At 70.7% G+C, this 16,484-nt stretch carries 17 protein-coding genes; 5 read left to right on the top strand and 12 right to left on the bottom strand.

Features of this window, described 5'->3' with window-relative positions; all coding sequences use genetic code 11:
- The 3 genes from B842_RS11250 to otsB are packed head-to-tail and all read left to right on the top strand — an operon-like array spanning window position 1 to window position 3,164.
- Complete coding sequence (locus B842_RS11250) at window positions 1–1,401, top strand: alpha,alpha-trehalose-phosphate synthase (UDP-forming) (protein WP_040086739.1); 1,401 nt, start codon at window positions 1–3, stop codon at window positions 1,399–1,401.
- Window positions 1,398–1,859, top strand: coding sequence for an META domain-containing protein (locus B842_RS11255; RefSeq protein ID WP_052437903.1), 462 nt, complete (start codon window positions 1,398–1,400; stop codon window positions 1,857–1,859). The genes B842_RS11250 and B842_RS11255 overlap by 4 nt, the downstream gene beginning before the upstream one ends.
- Before the next feature lie 18 nt (window positions 1,860–1,877).
- Window positions 1,878–3,164: a trehalose-phosphatase gene (gene otsB, locus B842_RS14010; RefSeq protein WP_245631316.1), complete on the top strand. Its 1,287-nt coding sequence runs from the start codon at window positions 1,878–1,880 to the stop codon at window positions 3,162–3,164.
- On the opposite strand, the gene B842_RS11265 is transcribed toward otsB, so the two are convergent.
- The gene (locus tag B842_RS11265) at window positions 3,133–4,206 is read right to left on the bottom strand and encodes a LacI family DNA-binding transcriptional regulator (protein WP_040086740.1); all 1,074 of its coding nucleotides are present in this window, start codon (window positions 4,204–4,206) and stop codon (window positions 3,133–3,135) included. The genes otsB and B842_RS11265 overlap by 32 nt on opposite strands.
- A gap of 138 nt (window positions 4,207–4,344) precedes the next feature.
- Between B842_RS11265 and B842_RS11270 the strand changes: the two genes are divergently transcribed.
- Window positions 4,345–5,088 carry a CE1 family esterase gene (locus B842_RS11270; RefSeq protein ID WP_052437904.1) on the top strand — a complete coding sequence of 248 codons (744 nt, stop codon included), beginning with the start codon at window positions 4,345–4,347 and terminating at the stop codon, window positions 5,086–5,088.
- Here B842_RS11270 and B842_RS11275 read toward each other — a convergent pair.
- The 11 genes from B842_RS11275 to B842_RS11325 all read right to left on the bottom strand — a co-directional run bounded on the left by B842_RS11275 (window position 5,043) and on the right by B842_RS11325 (window position 15,614).
- A complete protein-coding gene (locus B842_RS11275; RefSeq protein WP_156119511.1) occupies window positions 5,043–6,167 on the bottom strand; it encodes an HNH endonuclease signature motif containing protein in 1,125 nt (374 codons plus the stop codon). The two genes, B842_RS11270 and B842_RS11275, sit on opposite strands and share 46 nt — an antisense overlap.
- A gap of 91 nt (window positions 6,168–6,258) precedes the next feature.
- Window positions 6,259–7,203 (bottom strand): 23S rRNA (guanosine(2251)-2'-O)-methyltransferase RlmB, encoded by a 945-nt coding sequence (gene rlmB, locus B842_RS11280; protein WP_040086742.1) that lies wholly within the window; start codon window positions 7,201–7,203, stop codon window positions 6,259–6,261.
- Window positions 7,204–7,212: 9 nt separating this feature from the next.
- Window positions 7,213–8,604, bottom strand: a complete 1,392-nt coding sequence (gene cysS, locus B842_RS11285) for a cysteine--tRNA ligase (RefSeq protein WP_040086743.1) — start codon at window positions 8,602–8,604, stop codon at window positions 7,213–7,215.
- 32 nt (window positions 8,605–8,636) lie between these two features.
- Window positions 8,637–9,404, bottom strand: coding sequence for a glucosamine-6-phosphate deaminase (gene nagB / locus B842_RS11290; protein ID WP_040086745.1), 768 nt, complete (start codon window positions 9,402–9,404; stop codon window positions 8,637–8,639).
- A 22-nt stretch (window positions 9,405–9,426) separates the two neighbouring features.
- Window positions 9,427–10,584, bottom strand: a complete 1,158-nt coding sequence (locus tag B842_RS11295; RefSeq protein WP_040086747.1) for an N-acetylglucosamine-6-phosphate deacetylase — start codon at window positions 10,582–10,584, stop codon at window positions 9,427–9,429.
- A complete protein-coding gene (locus B842_RS11300) occupies window positions 10,581–11,045 on the bottom strand; it encodes a PTS sugar transporter subunit IIA (protein ID WP_169744863.1) in 465 nt (154 codons plus the stop codon). Before B842_RS11300 ends, B842_RS11295 begins: the two co-directional genes overlap by 4 nt.
- A gap of 40 nt (window positions 11,046–11,085) precedes the next feature.
- Window positions 11,086–12,732, bottom strand: a complete 1,647-nt coding sequence (gene nagE, locus B842_RS11305) for an N-acetylglucosamine-specific PTS transporter subunit IIBC (RefSeq protein ID WP_052437906.1) — start codon at window positions 12,730–12,732, stop codon at window positions 11,086–11,088.
- Between the two features lie 11 nt (window positions 12,733–12,743).
- Window positions 12,744–13,628, bottom strand: a complete 885-nt coding sequence (locus tag B842_RS11310) for a PRD domain-containing protein (RefSeq protein WP_052437907.1) — start codon at window positions 13,626–13,628, stop codon at window positions 12,744–12,746.
- A gap of 191 nt (window positions 13,629–13,819) precedes the next feature.
- Window positions 13,820–14,302, bottom strand: coding sequence for a 2-C-methyl-D-erythritol 2,4-cyclodiphosphate synthase (gene ispF / locus B842_RS11315; RefSeq protein ID WP_040086750.1), 483 nt, complete (start codon window positions 14,300–14,302; stop codon window positions 13,820–13,822).
- Window positions 14,295–15,026, bottom strand: coding sequence for a 2-C-methyl-D-erythritol 4-phosphate cytidylyltransferase (gene ispD / locus B842_RS11320; RefSeq protein WP_040086751.1), 732 nt, complete (start codon window positions 15,024–15,026; stop codon window positions 14,295–14,297). Before ispD ends, ispF begins: the two co-directional genes overlap by 8 nt.
- A gap of 18 nt (window positions 15,027–15,044) precedes the next feature.
- Complete coding sequence (locus B842_RS11325; protein WP_040086752.1) at window positions 15,045–15,614, bottom strand: CarD family transcriptional regulator; 570 nt, start codon at window positions 15,612–15,614, stop codon at window positions 15,045–15,047.
- Window positions 15,615–15,874: 260 nt separating this feature from the next.
- On the opposite strand from B842_RS11325, the gene B842_RS11330 reads away from it, so the two are divergent.
- A complete protein-coding gene (locus B842_RS11330; RefSeq protein ID WP_040086753.1) occupies window positions 15,875–16,447 on the top strand; it encodes a hypothetical protein in 573 nt (190 codons plus the stop codon).
- Window positions 16,448–16,484 lie beyond the last annotated feature (37 nt).

The raw sequence follows: 16,484 nt of genomic DNA on the forward strand, positions 1-16,484 counted from the left end.
ATGAGCGGCGACAACAGCTTCGTGGTCGTGGCCAACCGCCTGCCGGTCGACCTCCACACCGCCCCCGACGGCACCCGCACCTGGACCCCCAGCCCCGGCGGGCTCGTCGCCGCACTCTCGCCGGTGCTCGAGCACCAGCAGGGCTGCTGGGTGGGGTGGCCGGGCGTGCCCGACGAGGCCCCCGAGCCCTTCCGTACCGACGCCGGCGTGCTCCTCCACCCCGTCCGCCTCACCCAGGGGGACTTCGAGGGCTTCTACGAGGGCTTCTCCAACGCCTCCCTGTGGCCGCTGTACCACGACCTCATCGTCACGCCCGAGTACCACCGGGAGTGGTGGGCCCGCTACCGCGACGTGAACCTGCTGTTCGCGCAGGAGGTCGCGGAGGTCGCCGCCGAGGGCGCCACCGTCTGGGTGCAGGACTACCAGCTGCAGCTCGTGCCGGGCATCCTCCGGCAGCTGCGCCCCGACCTGCGGATCGGCTTCTTCCTGCACATCCCCTTCCCCGGAGCCGACCTGTTCCGGCAGCTGCCGTGGCGCGAGGAGATCATCCGCGGCCTGCTCGGCGCGGACCTCATCGGTTTCCACCTCGAGTCCAACGCCCGCAACTTCCTCGACCTGTGCGCCGGCACCGAGGGACTCACCGTCTCCGGCACCGCCGCCACGAGGCGTACCGACGCCCACGTCACCACCCACGACGGCCGCTCCGTCGCCGTCGGCGCCTTCCCCATCTCCATCGACGTGGACTCGTTGGGGGAGGGAACGCCGGGGGGCGTCGAGAAGCTGCGTGCGGAGCTCGGGGACCCGCAGACGGTGATCCTCGGCGTCGACCGCCTCGACTACACCAAGGGCATCCTCCAACGGCTGCTCGCCTTCGAGGAGCTGCTGGAGGCGGGGGCCCTGGAGGGGGCCGTGCTGCTGCAGATCGCCACCCCCTCCCGGGAGCGCATCGACCAGTACCAGGTCGCCCGCTCCCAGGTCGAGGAGGCCGTCGGCCGCATCAACGGCCGCTTCGGGTCGATGGGCCGGCCGGTCGTGCACTACCTCCACCAGTCGCTGCCGAAGAGTCAGCTGCGCACCTTCTACGAGGCGGCCGACGTCATGCTCGTCACCCCCTTCAAGGACGGCATGAACCTGGTGGCCAAGGAGTACGTCGCCTGCCACCCCGACGGCTCGGGGGCGCTGGTGCTCTCCGAGTTCGCCGGCGCCGCCGTCGAGCTGCACCAGGCGAACCTGTGCAACCCCTTCGACATGGAGTCGATCAAGCGGGCCCTGCTCACCGCCGTGCAGGGCGCCCCCGACGTCATGCGGGAGCGGATGCTGGCGATGCACGCGCAGGTCTCCGAGTACGACGTCGACCGCTGGGCCGAGGCCTTCCTCAGCGCCCTGGGGGAGCACCGGTGAGGCGGGCCGTCGTGGCGCTGGCCGCCGGCGCGCTCCTCGTGGCCTGCGCCCCGGACCCCACCGCCGACGTCGCGGGCTCGTCGTGGCAGGTCACCGACATCTGGACCACCCCCGGTGAGCCCTCGGCCCTGCCGCCGCAGTCGGCGGGCCTGGCGCGGCTGGCCTTCGGCGAGCAGTCCCTGTCGGGGCACACCGGCTGCGCACCGATCCAGGGCACGGTCACCTTCACGCGCGCCGGGGAGCCCGCCCGCACCGAGGACGCCGACACCCTGCGCATCGACCACATCGAGGGCGACACCGCCGCCGACGACTGCCCCGCCCTGCACACCCACGAGCAGCTCCGGGAGCTGCTGGCGCCGGGTGCCGAGTTCGACCTACGGCACGCCGAACGCGAACTCACCCTGACGTTGCGCGTCGACGCCGTGGACCGTCCCGCGATCGGGCTGGCCGCGATCTAGAGGATCTAGAGTGGGCCTATGAGCCTCTCCCCTGCCTCCCTCGCCCGCCTCGTCGAGGCCGACCGGCTGCTGGTCGTCACCGACTTCGACGGCACCCTCGCCGGACTGAGCACCGACATCTACGGCGTGCCCGTCAACGCCGACGCCCTGGCCGCCCTCACCCGCCTCGCCGGGCTGCCCGACACGCACGTCGCAGTACTCTCCGGCCGGCACCTCGCAGGGCTGCGGCAGGTCTGCCACCTGCAGCCGCCGGTCGTCTTCGCCGGTTCCCACGGCTCGGAGTCCGCGGAGCACGGCGTCACGCTCACCCCTGCGCAGGAGGAGGCGCTGGCCCACCTCGATGAGGCGCTGGTGTTCCGGCACCCCCTCGTGCACGTCGAGCGCAAGCCCTTCCAGCGGGTCGTCCACACGGCGCCGATCGCCGCGACGGACCAGGCCACCGCCGACGCGATCCTCGAGAAGGCCCTGCTCATCGACGCCCCCGGCGCCCGCGTCTCCCGCGGCAAGAACATCGTGGAGTTCTCGGTCTCCGACGTGACGAAGGGCACCTGGCTGGCCGCGGAGATCAACCGCGTGTCCCCCGACGTCGCCGTGTTCATCGGCGACGACACCACCGACGAGGACGGCTTCCGCATCCTCCGCCCCGGCGACGTCTCCGTGAAGGTCGGCGCGGGCGAGACCGCCGCCGCAGAGAGGGTCGCCGACATCCCCGCGGTCGCCGACCTGCTCACCCGGCTTGCCGACGCCCGCTCCGCCCACCTCGGCATCCCCCGCGACGTCGTGGGCCGTTTCGAGGCCGTCGCCGCCGGTTTCACCGCCGAGGTGCTGCGCGTCACCGACTGGGACGCCGCGACGCCGTGCGAGGGCTGGGCGGCCAGCGACATCGTCAACCACCTGCTCACCTGGTACCCGGCCAACCTGCGCAACGCCGACATCGACCTCGAGGTCACCGGCGACACCCCCACCACCCGGTGGTTCAGCTTCGTCGCCGCCGTCCGGGAACTGCTCCACGACGAACGCGCCACCGCCACCTTCCACTCCGGCCCCGACGAGGGCAGCACCGTCACGCAGGCCACCACCGCCTTCCTGCTGCCGGACATCTTCATGCACACCTGGGACCTCGCCCGCTCGCAGGGCCACGACGTGACCCTCGACCCCGACTACGCCGCCCGCAACCTCGCCGGCCTGCAGTCCCTCGGCGGGGCACTCCAGGAGACCGGTCAGTTCGGTCCGCCCCTCACTCCCCCGGCGGACGCCTCCCCGGGCGAGCAGCTCATGGCGTACGTCGGGCGCGAGGTGCGCTGACCGTCGACCCCGCGTGGAAGGTCGTCCCCAGGATCTCCCGGGGGACGTCCCCGGTGGGTGGGGCGTCGATAAGCTCCAGCAGGAGACGGCCCGCCGCCCGGCCCTTCTCCTTGTTCGGCTGCACGACGGTCGTCAGCCCACGAAGCAGGGCGGTGCGGATGCCGTCGAACCCGGTCACCGACAGGTCCTCCGGGACCGCGATGCCGTGGGCCGCGGCGTACTCCAGGACGCCGAGCGCCATGGAGTCCGTCGTGCACAGGACCGCCGTGAGCTCCGGGTGGGAGGTCAGCAGCTCCTCCGCCGCGGACAGGCAGTTGGCGTGGTCGTTGATGTGCCGGGTGACCACCGGGACGTCGCCGACGCCGGCCAACTCCTCCAGGGCGCCGAGGACGCGGGCCCGCTGCACGTGCAGCGCCGCCGTGGGCAGCGTCCGCGTGTCGACGTGCCCGTCCCGCCGTGTCCGCTCCAGACGGATGGCGAGGATGCCGATGCGGGTGTGGCCGGCGTCGAGAAGCGCGCGGGCCGCCGGCTTGATCGCCTCCCGGTCGTCGATGCCGACGAACGGCAGGGGCAGCCCCTTCGGCTGGTCGCACACCACCAGCGGGATGCCGCGGGCACGCGCCGCCGCCAGGTGCGGATCCCCCTCCGCCACGGAGTACACGACGATCCCGTCGACGACCGCCCGCCCCACCAGGGCCGACGCGTCCTGCTCGGAGGGGCCCGCCGGGATGAGCGTCAGGGAGGACTCCGTGCCCGACGTCGCCTCCGCCATGCCCGCCAGGAAATCCACCGACGCCGCGTCCTCGAAGGCGTACGACAGGTGCTCCGTGAGCAGCACCCCGATCGACCCGGCCCGGCGGGTGCGCAGCGAACGCGCCATCGGGTCGGGGCCCGGGTAGCCGCGTTCGGCGGCCGCCCGGAGGATGCGTTCCCGCAGCTCCGCCGACAGCTGATCCGGCTGGTTGTAGGCGTTGGACACGGTGGTCCGCGAGACTCCGAGTTCCGCCGCCAACGACGCCAGCGTCCGGGCACGTTTGACCATGCCCCAAATCTATCCGGTTACACTGTCCGACGTGAGAAACCCCGACCAGTACAACTCCGAACGCGTCACTCTCCGCCACGGGGGACGGGACCGGACGTCGTCGTCGTCACCCCCGGTGACCTGCCGGCCGACGCCCCGGTGCTGCTGTACTTCCACGGCTCACTGCAGAGCGGCAACGTCGCCCGCAACTTCACCGGCCGCACCTTCGACGACATGGCCGCCGCCCGCGGCGTCCGCCTCGTCTACCCCGACGGCGTCGACCGCCACTTCAACGACACCCGCCTCGCCCTGCGTGAGCGGACCCGCCAGCTCGGGGTCGACGACGTCGGCTTCACCCGCGCGATCGTCGACTGGCTCGGCGTGGAGTCCGTCCACGCCTGCGGCTACTCCAACGGTGGTCAGATGGTCATGCGCCTGCTTCACGACGCCCCCGGCCTCCTCACCGGCGCCGCCACCTTCGCCGCGACCATGCCCGCCGAGAACAACCGCCTCCCGGACCTGGGTTCCGCCCTCGTCCCGACGCCCTACCTGGCGATCCACGGCACGGCCGACCACATCGTGAAGTACGACGGCGGCGTCGCCGGCCTCGACCCCGCCCACACCCGCGGCGAGCTCATCTCCGCGCGTGCCTCCGCAGAGTATTTCGCGCAGGCCAACGGGCTCGGCGCGGACGCGCACACGCAGTATTCACCGTCCCCCGGCGTACTTGTCGACCGGTGGGACGGTGCGGCGCCCGTCGAGCTGTGGAGCATCGAGGGCATGGGGCATCTCGTGCCGACGACGACGCCCCGGTCGCCGCGGACGTCGTCGCGGACTTCTTCGGCTTCTGACCTACCTCACTTGTTGATCAACGCCATGGCGGACAACTGCCGTATCGGGTGAATGTTGCTCCGTGGTGGCCCACCGTCCGGCGGCAGATGCACCACCCCACCCGGTTGGCGCTCCAGGCGTCCATTCCGGGGTGGGGCATTCGGATCATCGTCATTGCGCGCGTTATGTACCGCGCACGCCATCGACAGGTTCTCGATGTTGGTCTCCCCACCCTGCTCCCACGCTGTCAGGTGATGCACCTGGCACTGACTCGCCGGGGTCGTACACCCCGGGTGCGGGCACAGGATCGTCTCCGCTGCCAGCAGCATCCGCTGCTTCCAGGTGGCGACACGCTCCTCCCGGTACATGTTCACCCCACCAGAGATCGGGTCGTACAGGCCCACCACCCCCACGGTGGCCATCTCCCGGGCCACCAACTCCGCCCCGGTAATCGTGGTGCCGTCGGTGAGGGCGAAGATCGTCTCATCCCCCTCCTGCCGCAACAGCTTCGCATAATCCGGTAACCCGATGACCACATGCGGGACCGGGGTGACCGGACCGGACACCCCTGTCCCGCCGGCCAGCAGGGCGTCGAACATCGCCTGCTCATACGACAACCGTGGATCAGCTCGTCGTAGTTCCTGGGCCCGGGTGTGCAGATCCCCGAGGAAAGCGGCCATAAGGTGTTCCGGGCCGGTGAACGTCGCAGTCCGCAGTCCCCGGGCGTCGGTGTTCTTCCCACCCTTGAGCGACCTGCCCCCGTAGGCCTTCTTCTCCGCGTCCTCCACACCCCGGTTGTAGGCTCGCACCCGGGCCGCAGCCGCCTGATCAATCTCGGCAACCGTCCCCCGCAGGGCACACAACTCGACACGCAGTTCCCAGGGGGTGACCGCGGCACCCGACAGGAGGCGGCGGGTGTTCTTCTCCACCACCCCCAGAGCATCCAGAGACAACCCTTCGGCCGCCGACCTAGCAGCACGTTGCAGCTTCCGGTGGCGGGTGGGACCGAAGTAGATCCCGGCGAGTTTCTGCCAGGCACCCGCATCCCTGAACCCCAACTCGGACAGCGCAGCGACATCCACCGTGCCGGCCGTCAGTGCCTCCAGCACCGGCATGGCACGCAGGGCCTCAAACGCCGACATCAGGTTCATGCCCCGCACGCTAAACCCCCGACGGGCACACGTCGACACGCGGACCACGGGGCCTGTGGATAAACCCCCTCACTCCACAGGCACGGGTGACCTACTTCTGCGCCGCCCGGCGCTGACGGGCGAACTCTGATAGGACGACGCCCGCGGCGACGGAGGCGTTGAGCGACTCGACCCAGCCGGCCATGGGGACGGACATGATGACGTCACAGTTCTCGCGGACCAGGCGGGAGATGCCCTTGCCCTCGGAGCCGACGACGATGACGACGGGGTCGGTGCCGCCGTCGTAGGTGTCGAGGGTGTGCTCGCCACCCGCGTCGAGGCCGACGACCTGGTAGCCGTTCTTCTGGAACTCCTTGATCGCGCGGGTCAGGTTGGTCTCCCGGGCGACGGGCAGGCGGGCGGCGGTGCCCGCGGAGGTGCGCCAGGTGACGCCGGTGACGGCGGCGGAACGACGCTCCGGGATGACCACGCCGTGTCCGCCGAAGGCGGCGACGGAGCGGATGACAGCGCCGAGGTTGCGGGGGTCGGTGATGTTGTCGAGCACGACGAACATGCCGGGTTCCCCGGTATCGGCGACGTTGCCCATGAGGGTGTGCACGTCGGTGTACTTGTACGGCGGGATCTGCAGGCCGATGCCCTGGTGCAGGCCGTTGCCGGTCATCTTGTCGAGCTCGAAGCGCGGGACCTCGTGGATCGGGATGCCGCGGGTGGTGGCCATGGTGACGGCCTCGGTGAGGCGGTCGTCGGCACCCGTGCCTGCGGCGACGTACAGCGCGGAGCCCGGCACCTTGGCGTGGAGGCACTCGATGACGGGGTTACGGCCGACGACGAGTTCGTAGGGGTTCTCCTGGACGTGGCGTCCGGAGGCGCGGCGTTCGGCGGCGCGCTTGCGCTTGTAGGCGGCGTGGTACTCGCGGTCCTCGGCCTTGGGGGTGGGGCCCTTGCCCTTGAGGCCGCGGCGGATCTGGCCGCCGGAGCCCTTGGTGGCGCCCTTCTTGTTGGTGCGTCGTGCCCCGGGTCGTCCCTGGCTGCTCATGTGTACTTCCTAATTCTTCAGCGACCACTGCGGGCCGTCGGGGGTGTCGGTGACGTCGATGCCGGCGGCGATCAGGCGATCGCGGACGGCGTCGGCGGTGGCCCAGTCCTTCTCGGCCCGGGCGGTGGTGCGGCGTTCCAGTTCGGCGTCGACGAGGACGTCGAGTGCCTGGAGGGCACCGTCGCTTGTCGACGCCCCCTCCGCCCACGCCTCATCCTGCGGATCCACGCCGAGGACCGCGGTCATGGCGCGGACTGAGGCGGCGATGGTGGCGGCGTCGTCAAGGGAGCCGGAGGCGAGGGCGGTGTTGCCGGCGCGGACAGCGTTGTGGATCTCGGCGAGGGCACGGGGGACGGAGATGTCGTCGTCCATGGCCTCCTCGAAGGCGGGGGTCCACTCGCCGACGTCGACGGGACCGACGCGCCGGAGGAAGTCCTCGATGCGCCGGTAGCCGGCGGCGGCTTCCTGGAGTGCTGCCTCAGAGTACTCCAGCACGCTGCGGTAGTGCGCGGAGCCCAGGTAGTAACGCAGTTCGACGGGGCGGACCATGGTGAGGATGTGCGGGACGGACAGCACGTTGCCCAGCGACTTGCTCATCTTCTCGCCGGCCATGGTGACCCAGTGGTTGTGCATCCAGTAGTTGGCGAAACGGTCGCCCGCGGCATGCGCCTGGGCGATCTCGTTCTCGTGGTGCGGGAACTGCAGGTCGAGGCCGCCGCCGTGGATGTCGAAGGTGTCGCCGAGGTACCAGGTCGCCATGGCGGAGCACTCGAGGTGCCAGCCGGGACGGCCCTCGCCCCACGGGGTGGGCCAGGAGGGCTCGCCGGGCTTGGCGGCCTTCCACAGGGCGAAGTCCTGCGGCGAACGCTTGCCGACGTTGTCGGTCTCCCCCTGCTCCATCTCCTCCACGCGGTTGCCGGAGAGGGAGCCGTAGTCGGAGCCCTCCGCGGCGACCCACGCGGCGACGTCGAAGTAGACGGACCCGTCGGCCTCGTAGGCGTAGCCGTTGTCCATGAGGCGCTGCATGTAGGTGATCATCTGGGTGACGTGGCCGGTGGCGCGGGGCTCCACGGAGGGAGGCAGCACGCCGAGCTGGTCGTACGCCCAGGTGAAGGCGCGTTCATGGGTGGACGCCCACTCCCACCAGGGGCGGTCGTGCTCGGCGGCCTTGGTGAGGATCTTGTCGTCGATGTCGGTGACGTTCCGCACGAAGGCGACGTCCAGGCCCTTGGCCAGCAGCCAACGGCGCAGGATGTCGAAGGCCACCCCCGAGCGGACGTGACCGATGTGCGGCTGGGACTGCGGCGTCGCACCACACAGGTAGATCGAGGCGTGGCCTTCCCTCACGGGCTGGAAGTCGCGCAGCGACCGGGTGGCGGTGTCAAAGATACGGAGAGTCACAACTCACCATCCTAGACGAGCCCCCGGTCACCTCAGCGGGGCAGCGCGTTGGCCTCGACGAAGCGGTGGTAGTCGATGTTGTGCAGCTTCGACCCCGCCGCCTCGTCGACGATGACCGTCACCCGCGGGTGCGACTGCAGCACCGAGGCGGGGCACATCGTGGTCAGGGGACCCTCCGCGAGGGCGGCGACGGCCGTGGCCTTGCCCTCGCCGGTGGCCAGCATGAGCAGGTGCCCGGCGCGCTTGATGGTCCCCAGGCCCTGGGTGAGCACGTGGATCGGCACGTCCGCGGCGCTGTCGAAGAAGCGGGAGTTGTCGGAGATGGTCTGCGGGTGGAGGGTGTCCACGTGCGTCGGACCGTCGAGGGCCGCACCGGGTTCGTTGAATCCGATGTGTCCGTTCGTGCCGATGCCCAGCAGCTGGATGTCCACCCCGCCGCTGTCGATGATCGCCTGCTCGTACTCCGCGGCGGCGGCCCACGGGTTGTCGGCGGTGCCGTCCGGGCTGAACACGCGGGCGTCGTCGAAGTCGACGTGGCTGGTGAACTCGTGCCGGATCGTGTGGTGGTAGCTCTGCTCGTGCTCGGGGGCGAGGCCGACGTACTCGTCGAGGAGGAAGGCGGTGCAGTCGGCGAAGCTGACCTCCCCTGCCTGGTACCGGCGGATGAGCTCGCGGTAGGTGCCGAGAGGGGTGGAGCCGGTGGCCAGGCCGAGCGTGGCTCCCCGGCGTGCGTAGTCGGCGAGAATGTCCGCCGCGGCGAGGGAGACCCCGTCCGGGGTGGAGCGGATGAGAATGTCCATGTCGATTCCTTGGGTGGATGCGTCAGCTGGGTTCAATGGTATGTCCTCGTGAAATGACGTGGCGCACAGCACCCGTCTCGTCGATGCCGACGACATCGGCGCGGAGGCCCGGCCGGATGTCGCCGAGGTGGTCCGCCCTCCCGAGTATGCGCGCGGGCGTCGTGGCGCTGGCGGCCACCAGCCGGGGCAGCGGCACGCCCCGGTGGAGGTGGCGGGCGACCTGCCCGGCGAGGGTGCTGGTTCCGCCGGCGATGGCCCCAGGGCTGCCGTCGGCGGTTCGCAGGCGGGCGACCCCCGCCTGCACCTCGACGTCGAGCGTGCCCAGGGTGTACGCGCCGTCCGGCATGCCGGCGGCCTGCATGGCGTCGGTGACCAGGAGGGCGGCGTCACCGACGGCCGCCATGACCATGTCGACGGTCGCGTCCGCGAGGTGGACCCCGTCGGCGATGAGCTCGACGTGGGCGCGTCCCCCGGCGGCGGCCGTGATCAGCGCGGCGGCGGCTCCCGGCGAGCGGTGGTGCAGGGCGGGCATGGCGTTGAACAGGTGCGTGGCGGTGACGGTCACCCCCTTGTCCACCGCGGCGTCGATGACCTGCGCGGTCTGTTCCGCGGTGGCCTCGGTGTGCCCGAGGGAGGCGATGACCCCGTGCTCCGCACACAGGTCCAGCAGCTCCGTCACGTGGGCGGTCTCCGGGGCGAAGGTGATCGAGCGGACGTGCCCGCGCCCGGCGGTGAGGAGCCGGGCGAACAGGTCCGGGTCCCCGGGGATGATCGCCGCCGGGTCCTGGGCCCCGCACTTGCCGACGTTCACGAAGGGTCCCTCCAGGTGGATGCCCGCGATCTCCCCCTCCTCGACGAGGTCCGCCAGCCGGGGCACCTGGGTGAGCAGGTGCTCCGCCCGCGCGGAGACGAGGCTGGCGACCAGGGTCGTCGTACCGTGGGAGCGGTGGAACCGGGCGGCCGCCCGGCACTCCTCGAGGGAGCCGTCGGGGAAGGAGCCCCGCAGGCCGCCGTGGTTGTGCACGTCGACGAAGCCGGGCACGAGCCGCAGTCCGGAGGAGACCTCCCCGGGCTGCGCGGGCCGCACCCCGGTGATGGTCCCGTCCCGGTGGACCACGGTGTGGTCGGGGAACTCACCGCGCGCGGTGACCACGGTGCCGGTGATGGTCTGCGCGGTCACGGGGTCATCCTCACCGTGCACACGACGTCCCCGGGGGCCGCCGGGCCGGGGGTCACGGACAGCTCCGCCACCTGCTTCTTCTGTGTCATCACCACCGGGGTGACCAGCGGCCGGCCGCTCTGGCGGACGGCGGTGGCGTCGACACGCACGACCGGCTGACCGGCGGTGACCTCCGCCCCCTGCTCCACCAGCGCCCGGAAGCCGGCGCCCTGCAGCTCGACGGTGTCGAGGCCGATGTGGACGAGCACCTCCAGGCCCTCCCCGCTGACGACGGCGAAGGCGTGCAGCGTGGTGAACAGGGTGACCAGGCGACCCGAGACGGGCGCGCAGACGTCGAGGTGGGTGGCGTCGTCGGGCGGGACGACCGCGAAGCCGTCGCCGACCATCCGCGCCGAGAACACCGGGTCCGGGACGTCCCCCACGGGGATGACCTCCCCGGGGAAGGGCGGGTGCAGGTCCACTTCCACCGGCTGCCGGGATCTGCCGAGACCGAACACCGTCCTACACCTCCCCGCGTGCGGCGACGCCGCTGTCCGGGGCCCCCGCCATCTGGCGCGTGACCTCGTCGTGGACGAACTGGACGTGCGGGCCGATCACCACCTGCACGTTGTGCTGCGAGGGGCGGATGACGCCGGCCACGCCGTCGCCCTTGATCAGCGACTCGTCGACGGCCGCGTGGTCATTGACGGCGACGCGCAGGCGGGTGGCGCAGTAGTCGACCGAGTGGATGTTCCCGGCCCCGCCGAGCCCGGCGATGATGCGGCGTGCCAGGACTTCCTCGCCGGACGCGTCACCTGCATTCTCGACGCCCGCGGCGTCCGCGGCGGCCTCGGCATCCTCACCACGGCCCGGCGAACGCAGGTTCAGCCAGCCGATGAGCAGGTAGAAGATGACGAAGTACAGGGCGAACCACACCACGCCCATGACCAGCAGCATCCACCACTGGTGCGCCAGCGGGTTGCGCGCGGACAGGGCCATGTCGACGAAGCCCGCGGAGAAGCCGAAACCGGCGGTCCACTCGAAGGTCGCGGCCACCGCCACGGAGATGCCCGTGAGCACCGCGTGCACCACGTAGAGCAGCGGGGCGACGAACATGAAGGAGAACTCGAGCGGCTCCGTGACACCGGTGAAGAAGGAGGCCAGGGCACCGGCCATCAGGAGGGAGCCGACGACCTTGCGGCGACCCTTGTCCGCCCGCAGGAACATGGCCAGGGCGGCTCCCGGCAGACCGAACATCATCACCGGGAAGAAGCCCGCCTGGTAGCGGCCGACGATGCCCTCGACCTGGCACACTCCGTCCGCCCAGATGCCGGGGCAGTCGGCGGCGGAGGTGGCGGCCGCCGCCTCGGCGATGGTCTTGCCGCCGCCGAGGAAGTTGCCGATGTCGTTGATGCCGATGATGTCGAACCAGAAGATCGAGTTCAGCGCATGGTGCAGGCCCGTCGGGATGAGCAGGCGATTGGCGAAGCCGTAGATACCGGCGCCCAGCGCCCCCATGCCCTGGATCCACGTGCCGAAGTTGAACAGCGCGTTGTAGACCACGGGCCAGACGAAGTAGAAGACGCCGGCGAGCACGATCGACAGCACGGCGGTGAGGATCGGCACGAGTCGGCGGCCGGAGAAGAAGGCCAGTGCGTCGGGAAGCTTCGTGGCGTGGAAGCGGTTGTACACCCAGGCGGCGAGGATGCCCACCGCGATGCCGATGAGGACGTTGCCGCCGCCGACGGCGCCCCAGCCCCGGGAGGCCCAGTCGAGGGCGGCCTGCCCGTCGAGGGCCTCGAGGTCGACGCCCTGGTACCCGGCGACGGAATTCTCGCTGAGGAGCTTGGTCACCGTGGCGAAGCCGAGCCAGCCGGACAGGGCCGCCGCTCCGTTGTGGTCCTTGGCCAGGCCGAAGGCGATGGCGATGGCGAAGATCCAGCCGAGATTGTCCAGCACGGCGGAGCCGGCGCCGATGAGGACGGCCGCGATGATGTTGTCGGCGCCCCACCCTTCCGGGTCGACCCAGTAGCCGATGCCCATGAGCAGCGCGGCGACCGGCATGACCGCCACGGCGCCCATGAGTGCGCGGCCCAGCTTCTGCAGGGCGCTCATGACGGTGTTGCCCACGGAGGACTTCCCCTGCGGTGGGGAGATGGTTGTTGACATGACGGTACCTTTCAGTTCGGACGAACCGTCTGCCGCCAGCCGTGGAGGAACACCGCCAGGAAGGCGGCCTCACCGGTGGCGTGGTCCGGCAGGGAGGGGACGTCGAGGATGCGGCAGAGGATCTGCCGGGAGAGGTCTGACTCACGGCGGAGGTCGCGGTGGATCTCCCGGTGCAGGAGGCAGGTGCGGAATCCGCCGGACTCGACACGGCGGATGAGGCGGTTGAGTTCGATGGCCAGCGTCCGGTCCGGGGCGCCGTCCAGGGCGGTCGTGGTCGCGGAGAGCTGCGTGCACACGGTGCGCACCAGTTCGGCGAGGGCGTTGGCGGCGGCGAGCGGCTGCTTGACGGTGACGCCCGTCCGGGCAGCGTTGAGGTGCAGGGCGATGAAGGCGGCCTCGTCGACGGGCAGATTCACGCCCTCGAGGTGCGAGTTGAGGTAGCCGACGATGAGTTCCGCGGCCCGGAACTCCAGGGGGAAGGAGGCCCGGATCTCACCGAGCAGGGAGTTGCGGATCGTCTCGCCCAGGCCCACCCGCTGCACGGCGAAGGACAGGTGCTCGGCGAGCACGACGTAGACGGAGGGGTGCAGCTCCCCCAGCAGGTCCACCGCCAGGTCCACAGCGGCGGAGATGACGTCCATCGCCGCGTGGTCGAGGGAGTCCATCGACTGCAGGAAACGCACCTGGTCGGTGCTGAGCTCCACGTACCGACGCCCCGCCGCATCCGTCGGCAGGAGTTCCCCGGGGCGGCGTCGGAATCCGATGCCCCGCCCCACGAGAATCACCTCGTCGGCCTCGGCTGCGGTCCGGGCGAGCACGGCGTTGTTGCTCAGCACGCGGACGACGCGCAGACCTTCGGCAGCAGCATCGGTGGGGGTCGGGTGGACGTCGGGCATCGGACACTCCTCGCACGTGAGTCGGCGTTGAGCACGTCGGCCCTACCCGTGAGGGTCGTACGTGCCCGGAGTTCCAGTCATGCCTGATCAGGTCAGTAACACCCGGAAAGGTGGGGACGTCGCCAGTATAAACCCGCCCGTCACTCCAGCACCAGAGCTGTGGCCGGATTGTTTCCGACAGCTAAATGTCGCTACGCCCGCCAGACCACGGCGGTGGCGACGGCGGCACGGCCCTCCCCGCGGCCGGTGAAGCCCATGTGGTCGGTGGTGGTCGCCGCCACGGAGACGGGGGCCCCGAGGATCTCCGAGAGCACCTGCTCGGCCTCGACGCGGCGCGGCCCCATCTTCGGGGACTGGCCGATGAGCTGGGCGGCGGCGTTGCCGATCACGAAGCCCTCCGCCTCGATCGCGGCCCGGGCCTCACGCAGCAGCCGGGCACCGGAGACGCCATCGTACTCCTTCTGCCCCACGCCGACCAGGGTCCCGAGGTCGCCGAGGCCGGCGGCGGAGAGGAGGGCGTCGACAAGCGCATGGGCGACGAGGTCCCCGTCGGAGTGGCCCTCGCAGCCGTCGACCCCCTCGAAGAGCAGGCCCGCGATCCAGCAGGGCTTGCCCGCCTCGATCTGGTGGGCGTCGGTGGAGATCCCCACGCGGGGGATGATCGGGTCACTCACTGGGCACCTCGAAGATGGTCGGTTCGGCCTCGTCCGTGATGGTGCGGGCGAGGGTCATGTCGATGGGGGTGGTCACCTTGAAGGCCATGGGGTCGCCCTGCACGGTGACCACGGGCACGCCGTGCCACTCCATGAGGGAGGCGTCGTCGGTGGCCACGAAACCGGGGTCGGGGGACGCGAAGTAGGCCTCGTTGGCGGCGCGGAGACCGGAGAGCAGGAAACCCTGCGGGGTCTGCACCGCACGCAGCGACGCCCGGTCCGGCGTCCCCGTCACCGCGTCCCCGTCGACCTGCTTGATGGTGTCGGCGACGGGCACCACGGGGATGACGGCGGGTGCCCCCTCCAGGACCCGGCGCGTCACGCGGGCGATCATGCCGGGCGGGGTGAGGGCGCGGGCGGCGTCGTGGATGAGCACGACGGCCTCATCGTCGGGGATGGTCCGCAGGCCCGCCCACACGCTGTCGGCGCGTTCGCCGCCGCCGTGGGTGAGGCGGACGGGGACGGGGGCGTCGAGAAGCTGCGCGGTGGCGAGCACCTCGCGGGCGTAGGACTCCATGTCGGGGCTGACGAGCACGATGATCTCGTCGACCACCGCGGAGTTGATCATCGCGGTGACGGAACGCTCCACGAGGGTGCGGCCGCGCAGACGCACGAAGGCCTTGGGCACGGCCGCACCGAGGCGGGTGCCCCGGCCGGCGGCGGCGATGAGGGCGATGACGCGCACAGCCGACCTGCCCCCGGTCTAGTCCTCGTCCTCGTCGTCGAACGTGAGGTCGTCGAGGTCCACGTCGATGTCGTCGGTGTCCGGGGTGTCCTCCGGGTCCGGCTCGACGTGCTTCTCCACCTCGGCGAGGAACGTGTCGGCCTTGTCCTCGTCGACGGTGTCGGCGAGGGCGAGCTCACCGACGAGGATCTGCCGGGCCTTGGCCAGCATGCGCTTCTCGCCGGCGGACAGGCCACGGTCCTGGTCACGGCGCCACAGGTCACGGACGACCTCGGCCACCTTGTTCACGTCGCCGGAGGCCAGACGCTCCTGGTTGGCCTTGTAGCGGCGGGACCAGTTGCCGGCCTCCTCGACGTCGGTCTCCCGGAGGACGCCGAAGACCTTCTGCAGGCCCTCCTCGCCGACGACGTCACGGACGCCGACCAGCTCCGCATTCTTGGACGGGACGCGGACGACGAGGTCAGACTGGTTGATCTGCAGGACCAGGTACTCCAGCTCCTCCCCTCCCATCACGCGATGCTCGATGTCGGCGATCACGGCGGCACCGTGGTGCGGGTAGACGACGACGTCCCCGACCTTGAAATCCATTCCCACTCCTTGTGTGCACTCTCTCAGTGCGGTTGCGGAAGTTGCGCGAAGAGGTGCTGCACCTGTGCCGGGCAGCACACTAGACCACGCATTCTACCACGCCAGACCACCACGTTCCCGGGCAGCCGGACCCGTCCGTCCGCCACCCCCGATTGCCCCCGGCTCCCCCCGCTCCCGGCAACCGATCACCGGGAACTGTGTGCCCCGCCACCAAAGAGACTAAGGTAAGCTGCTGAAACAGCATTGTGACCCATGAACTGATGGAGGACACCCCCGTGAAGTCCCTGAAGTCGGCCGCCCGTCGCGGCGGCATCATCTCCGCCGCCGCACTGTCTGCGCTGGCACTCGCCGCCTGCTCCGCAGGTCAGGTTACCCAGACCGCCTCGCAGGTGGCGCCCGTGAACGGTGCCGAGGGCAACAGCGAGGACGGCACCGTGGCTGTCCGCGATGTCACCATCGTGCTGGACGAGAAGGGCGAGGCCGCCCTGAAGTTCACCGCCATCAACCAGGACACCTCCATGACCGAGCACACGCTCGAGTCTGTCGACGTCAACGGCCAGTCCGTCTCCATCGACGCAGAGCCGCTCTCCCGCGACTGCGTCCTGGTCGCCGACTCCGCCGACCGCCTGAAGGCCACCCCGCAGGCCGACGGCATCGGCTGCATCCAGTACACCGAGACCTCCCTCGACAACGACAACTTCGCTGTCGGCGGCAACGTCCCGGTCACCTTCACCTTCGACTCCGGTGAGATCGAGGTCTGGGCCGCCATCGCCGCCCCGCAGCTGCCGGCCGGCTCCCACGTGCGCCAGGTCGCCCCGGAGGGCTCCAACTAGCCTCCCCCTGCTTTTCGACGCCCGGTCCCTCCCCCGA

This window comes from Corynebacterium humireducens NBRC 106098 = DSM 45392 (assembly GCF_000819445.1).
GTDB classification, from domain to species: domain Bacteria; phylum Actinomycetota; class Actinomycetes; order Mycobacteriales; family Mycobacteriaceae; genus Corynebacterium; species Corynebacterium humireducens.

Coding starts and splice junctions, on each gene's coding strand:
- nagE (WP_052437906.1), bottom strand. CDS start 12,732: ATGTCAACAACCATCTCCCCACCGCAGGGGAAGTCCTCCGTGGGCAAC.
- B842_RS11265 (WP_040086740.1), bottom strand. CDS start 4,206: ATGGTCAAACGTGCCCGGACGCTGGCGTCGTTGGCGGCGGAACTCGGA.
- B842_RS11325 (WP_040086752.1), bottom strand. CDS start 15,614: ATGGATTTCAAGGTCGGGGACGTCGTCGTCTACCCGCACCACGGTGCC.
- B842_RS11275 (WP_156119511.1), bottom strand. CDS start 6,167: ATGAACCTGATGTCGGCGTTTGAGGCCCTGCGTGCCATGCCGGTGCTG.
- B842_RS11250 (WP_040086739.1), top strand. CDS start 1: ATGAGCGGCGACAACAGCTTCGTGGTCGTGGCCAACCGCCTGCCGGTC.
- otsB (WP_245631316.1), top strand. CDS start 1,878: ATGAGCCTCTCCCCTGCCTCCCTCGCCCGCCTCGTCGAGGCCGACCGG.
- B842_RS11330 (WP_040086753.1), top strand. CDS start 15,875: ATGGAGGACACCCCCGTGAAGTCCCTGAAGTCGGCCGCCCGTCGCGGC.
- B842_RS11310 (WP_052437907.1), bottom strand. CDS start 13,628: ATGCCCGACGTCCACCCGACCCCCACCGATGCTGCTGCCGAAGGTCTG.
- rlmB (WP_040086742.1), bottom strand. CDS start 7,203: ATGAGCAGCCAGGGACGACCCGGGGCACGACGCACCAACAAGAAGGGC.
- nagB (WP_040086745.1), bottom strand. CDS start 9,404: ATGGACATTCTCATCCGCTCCACCCCGGACGGGGTCTCCCTCGCCGCG.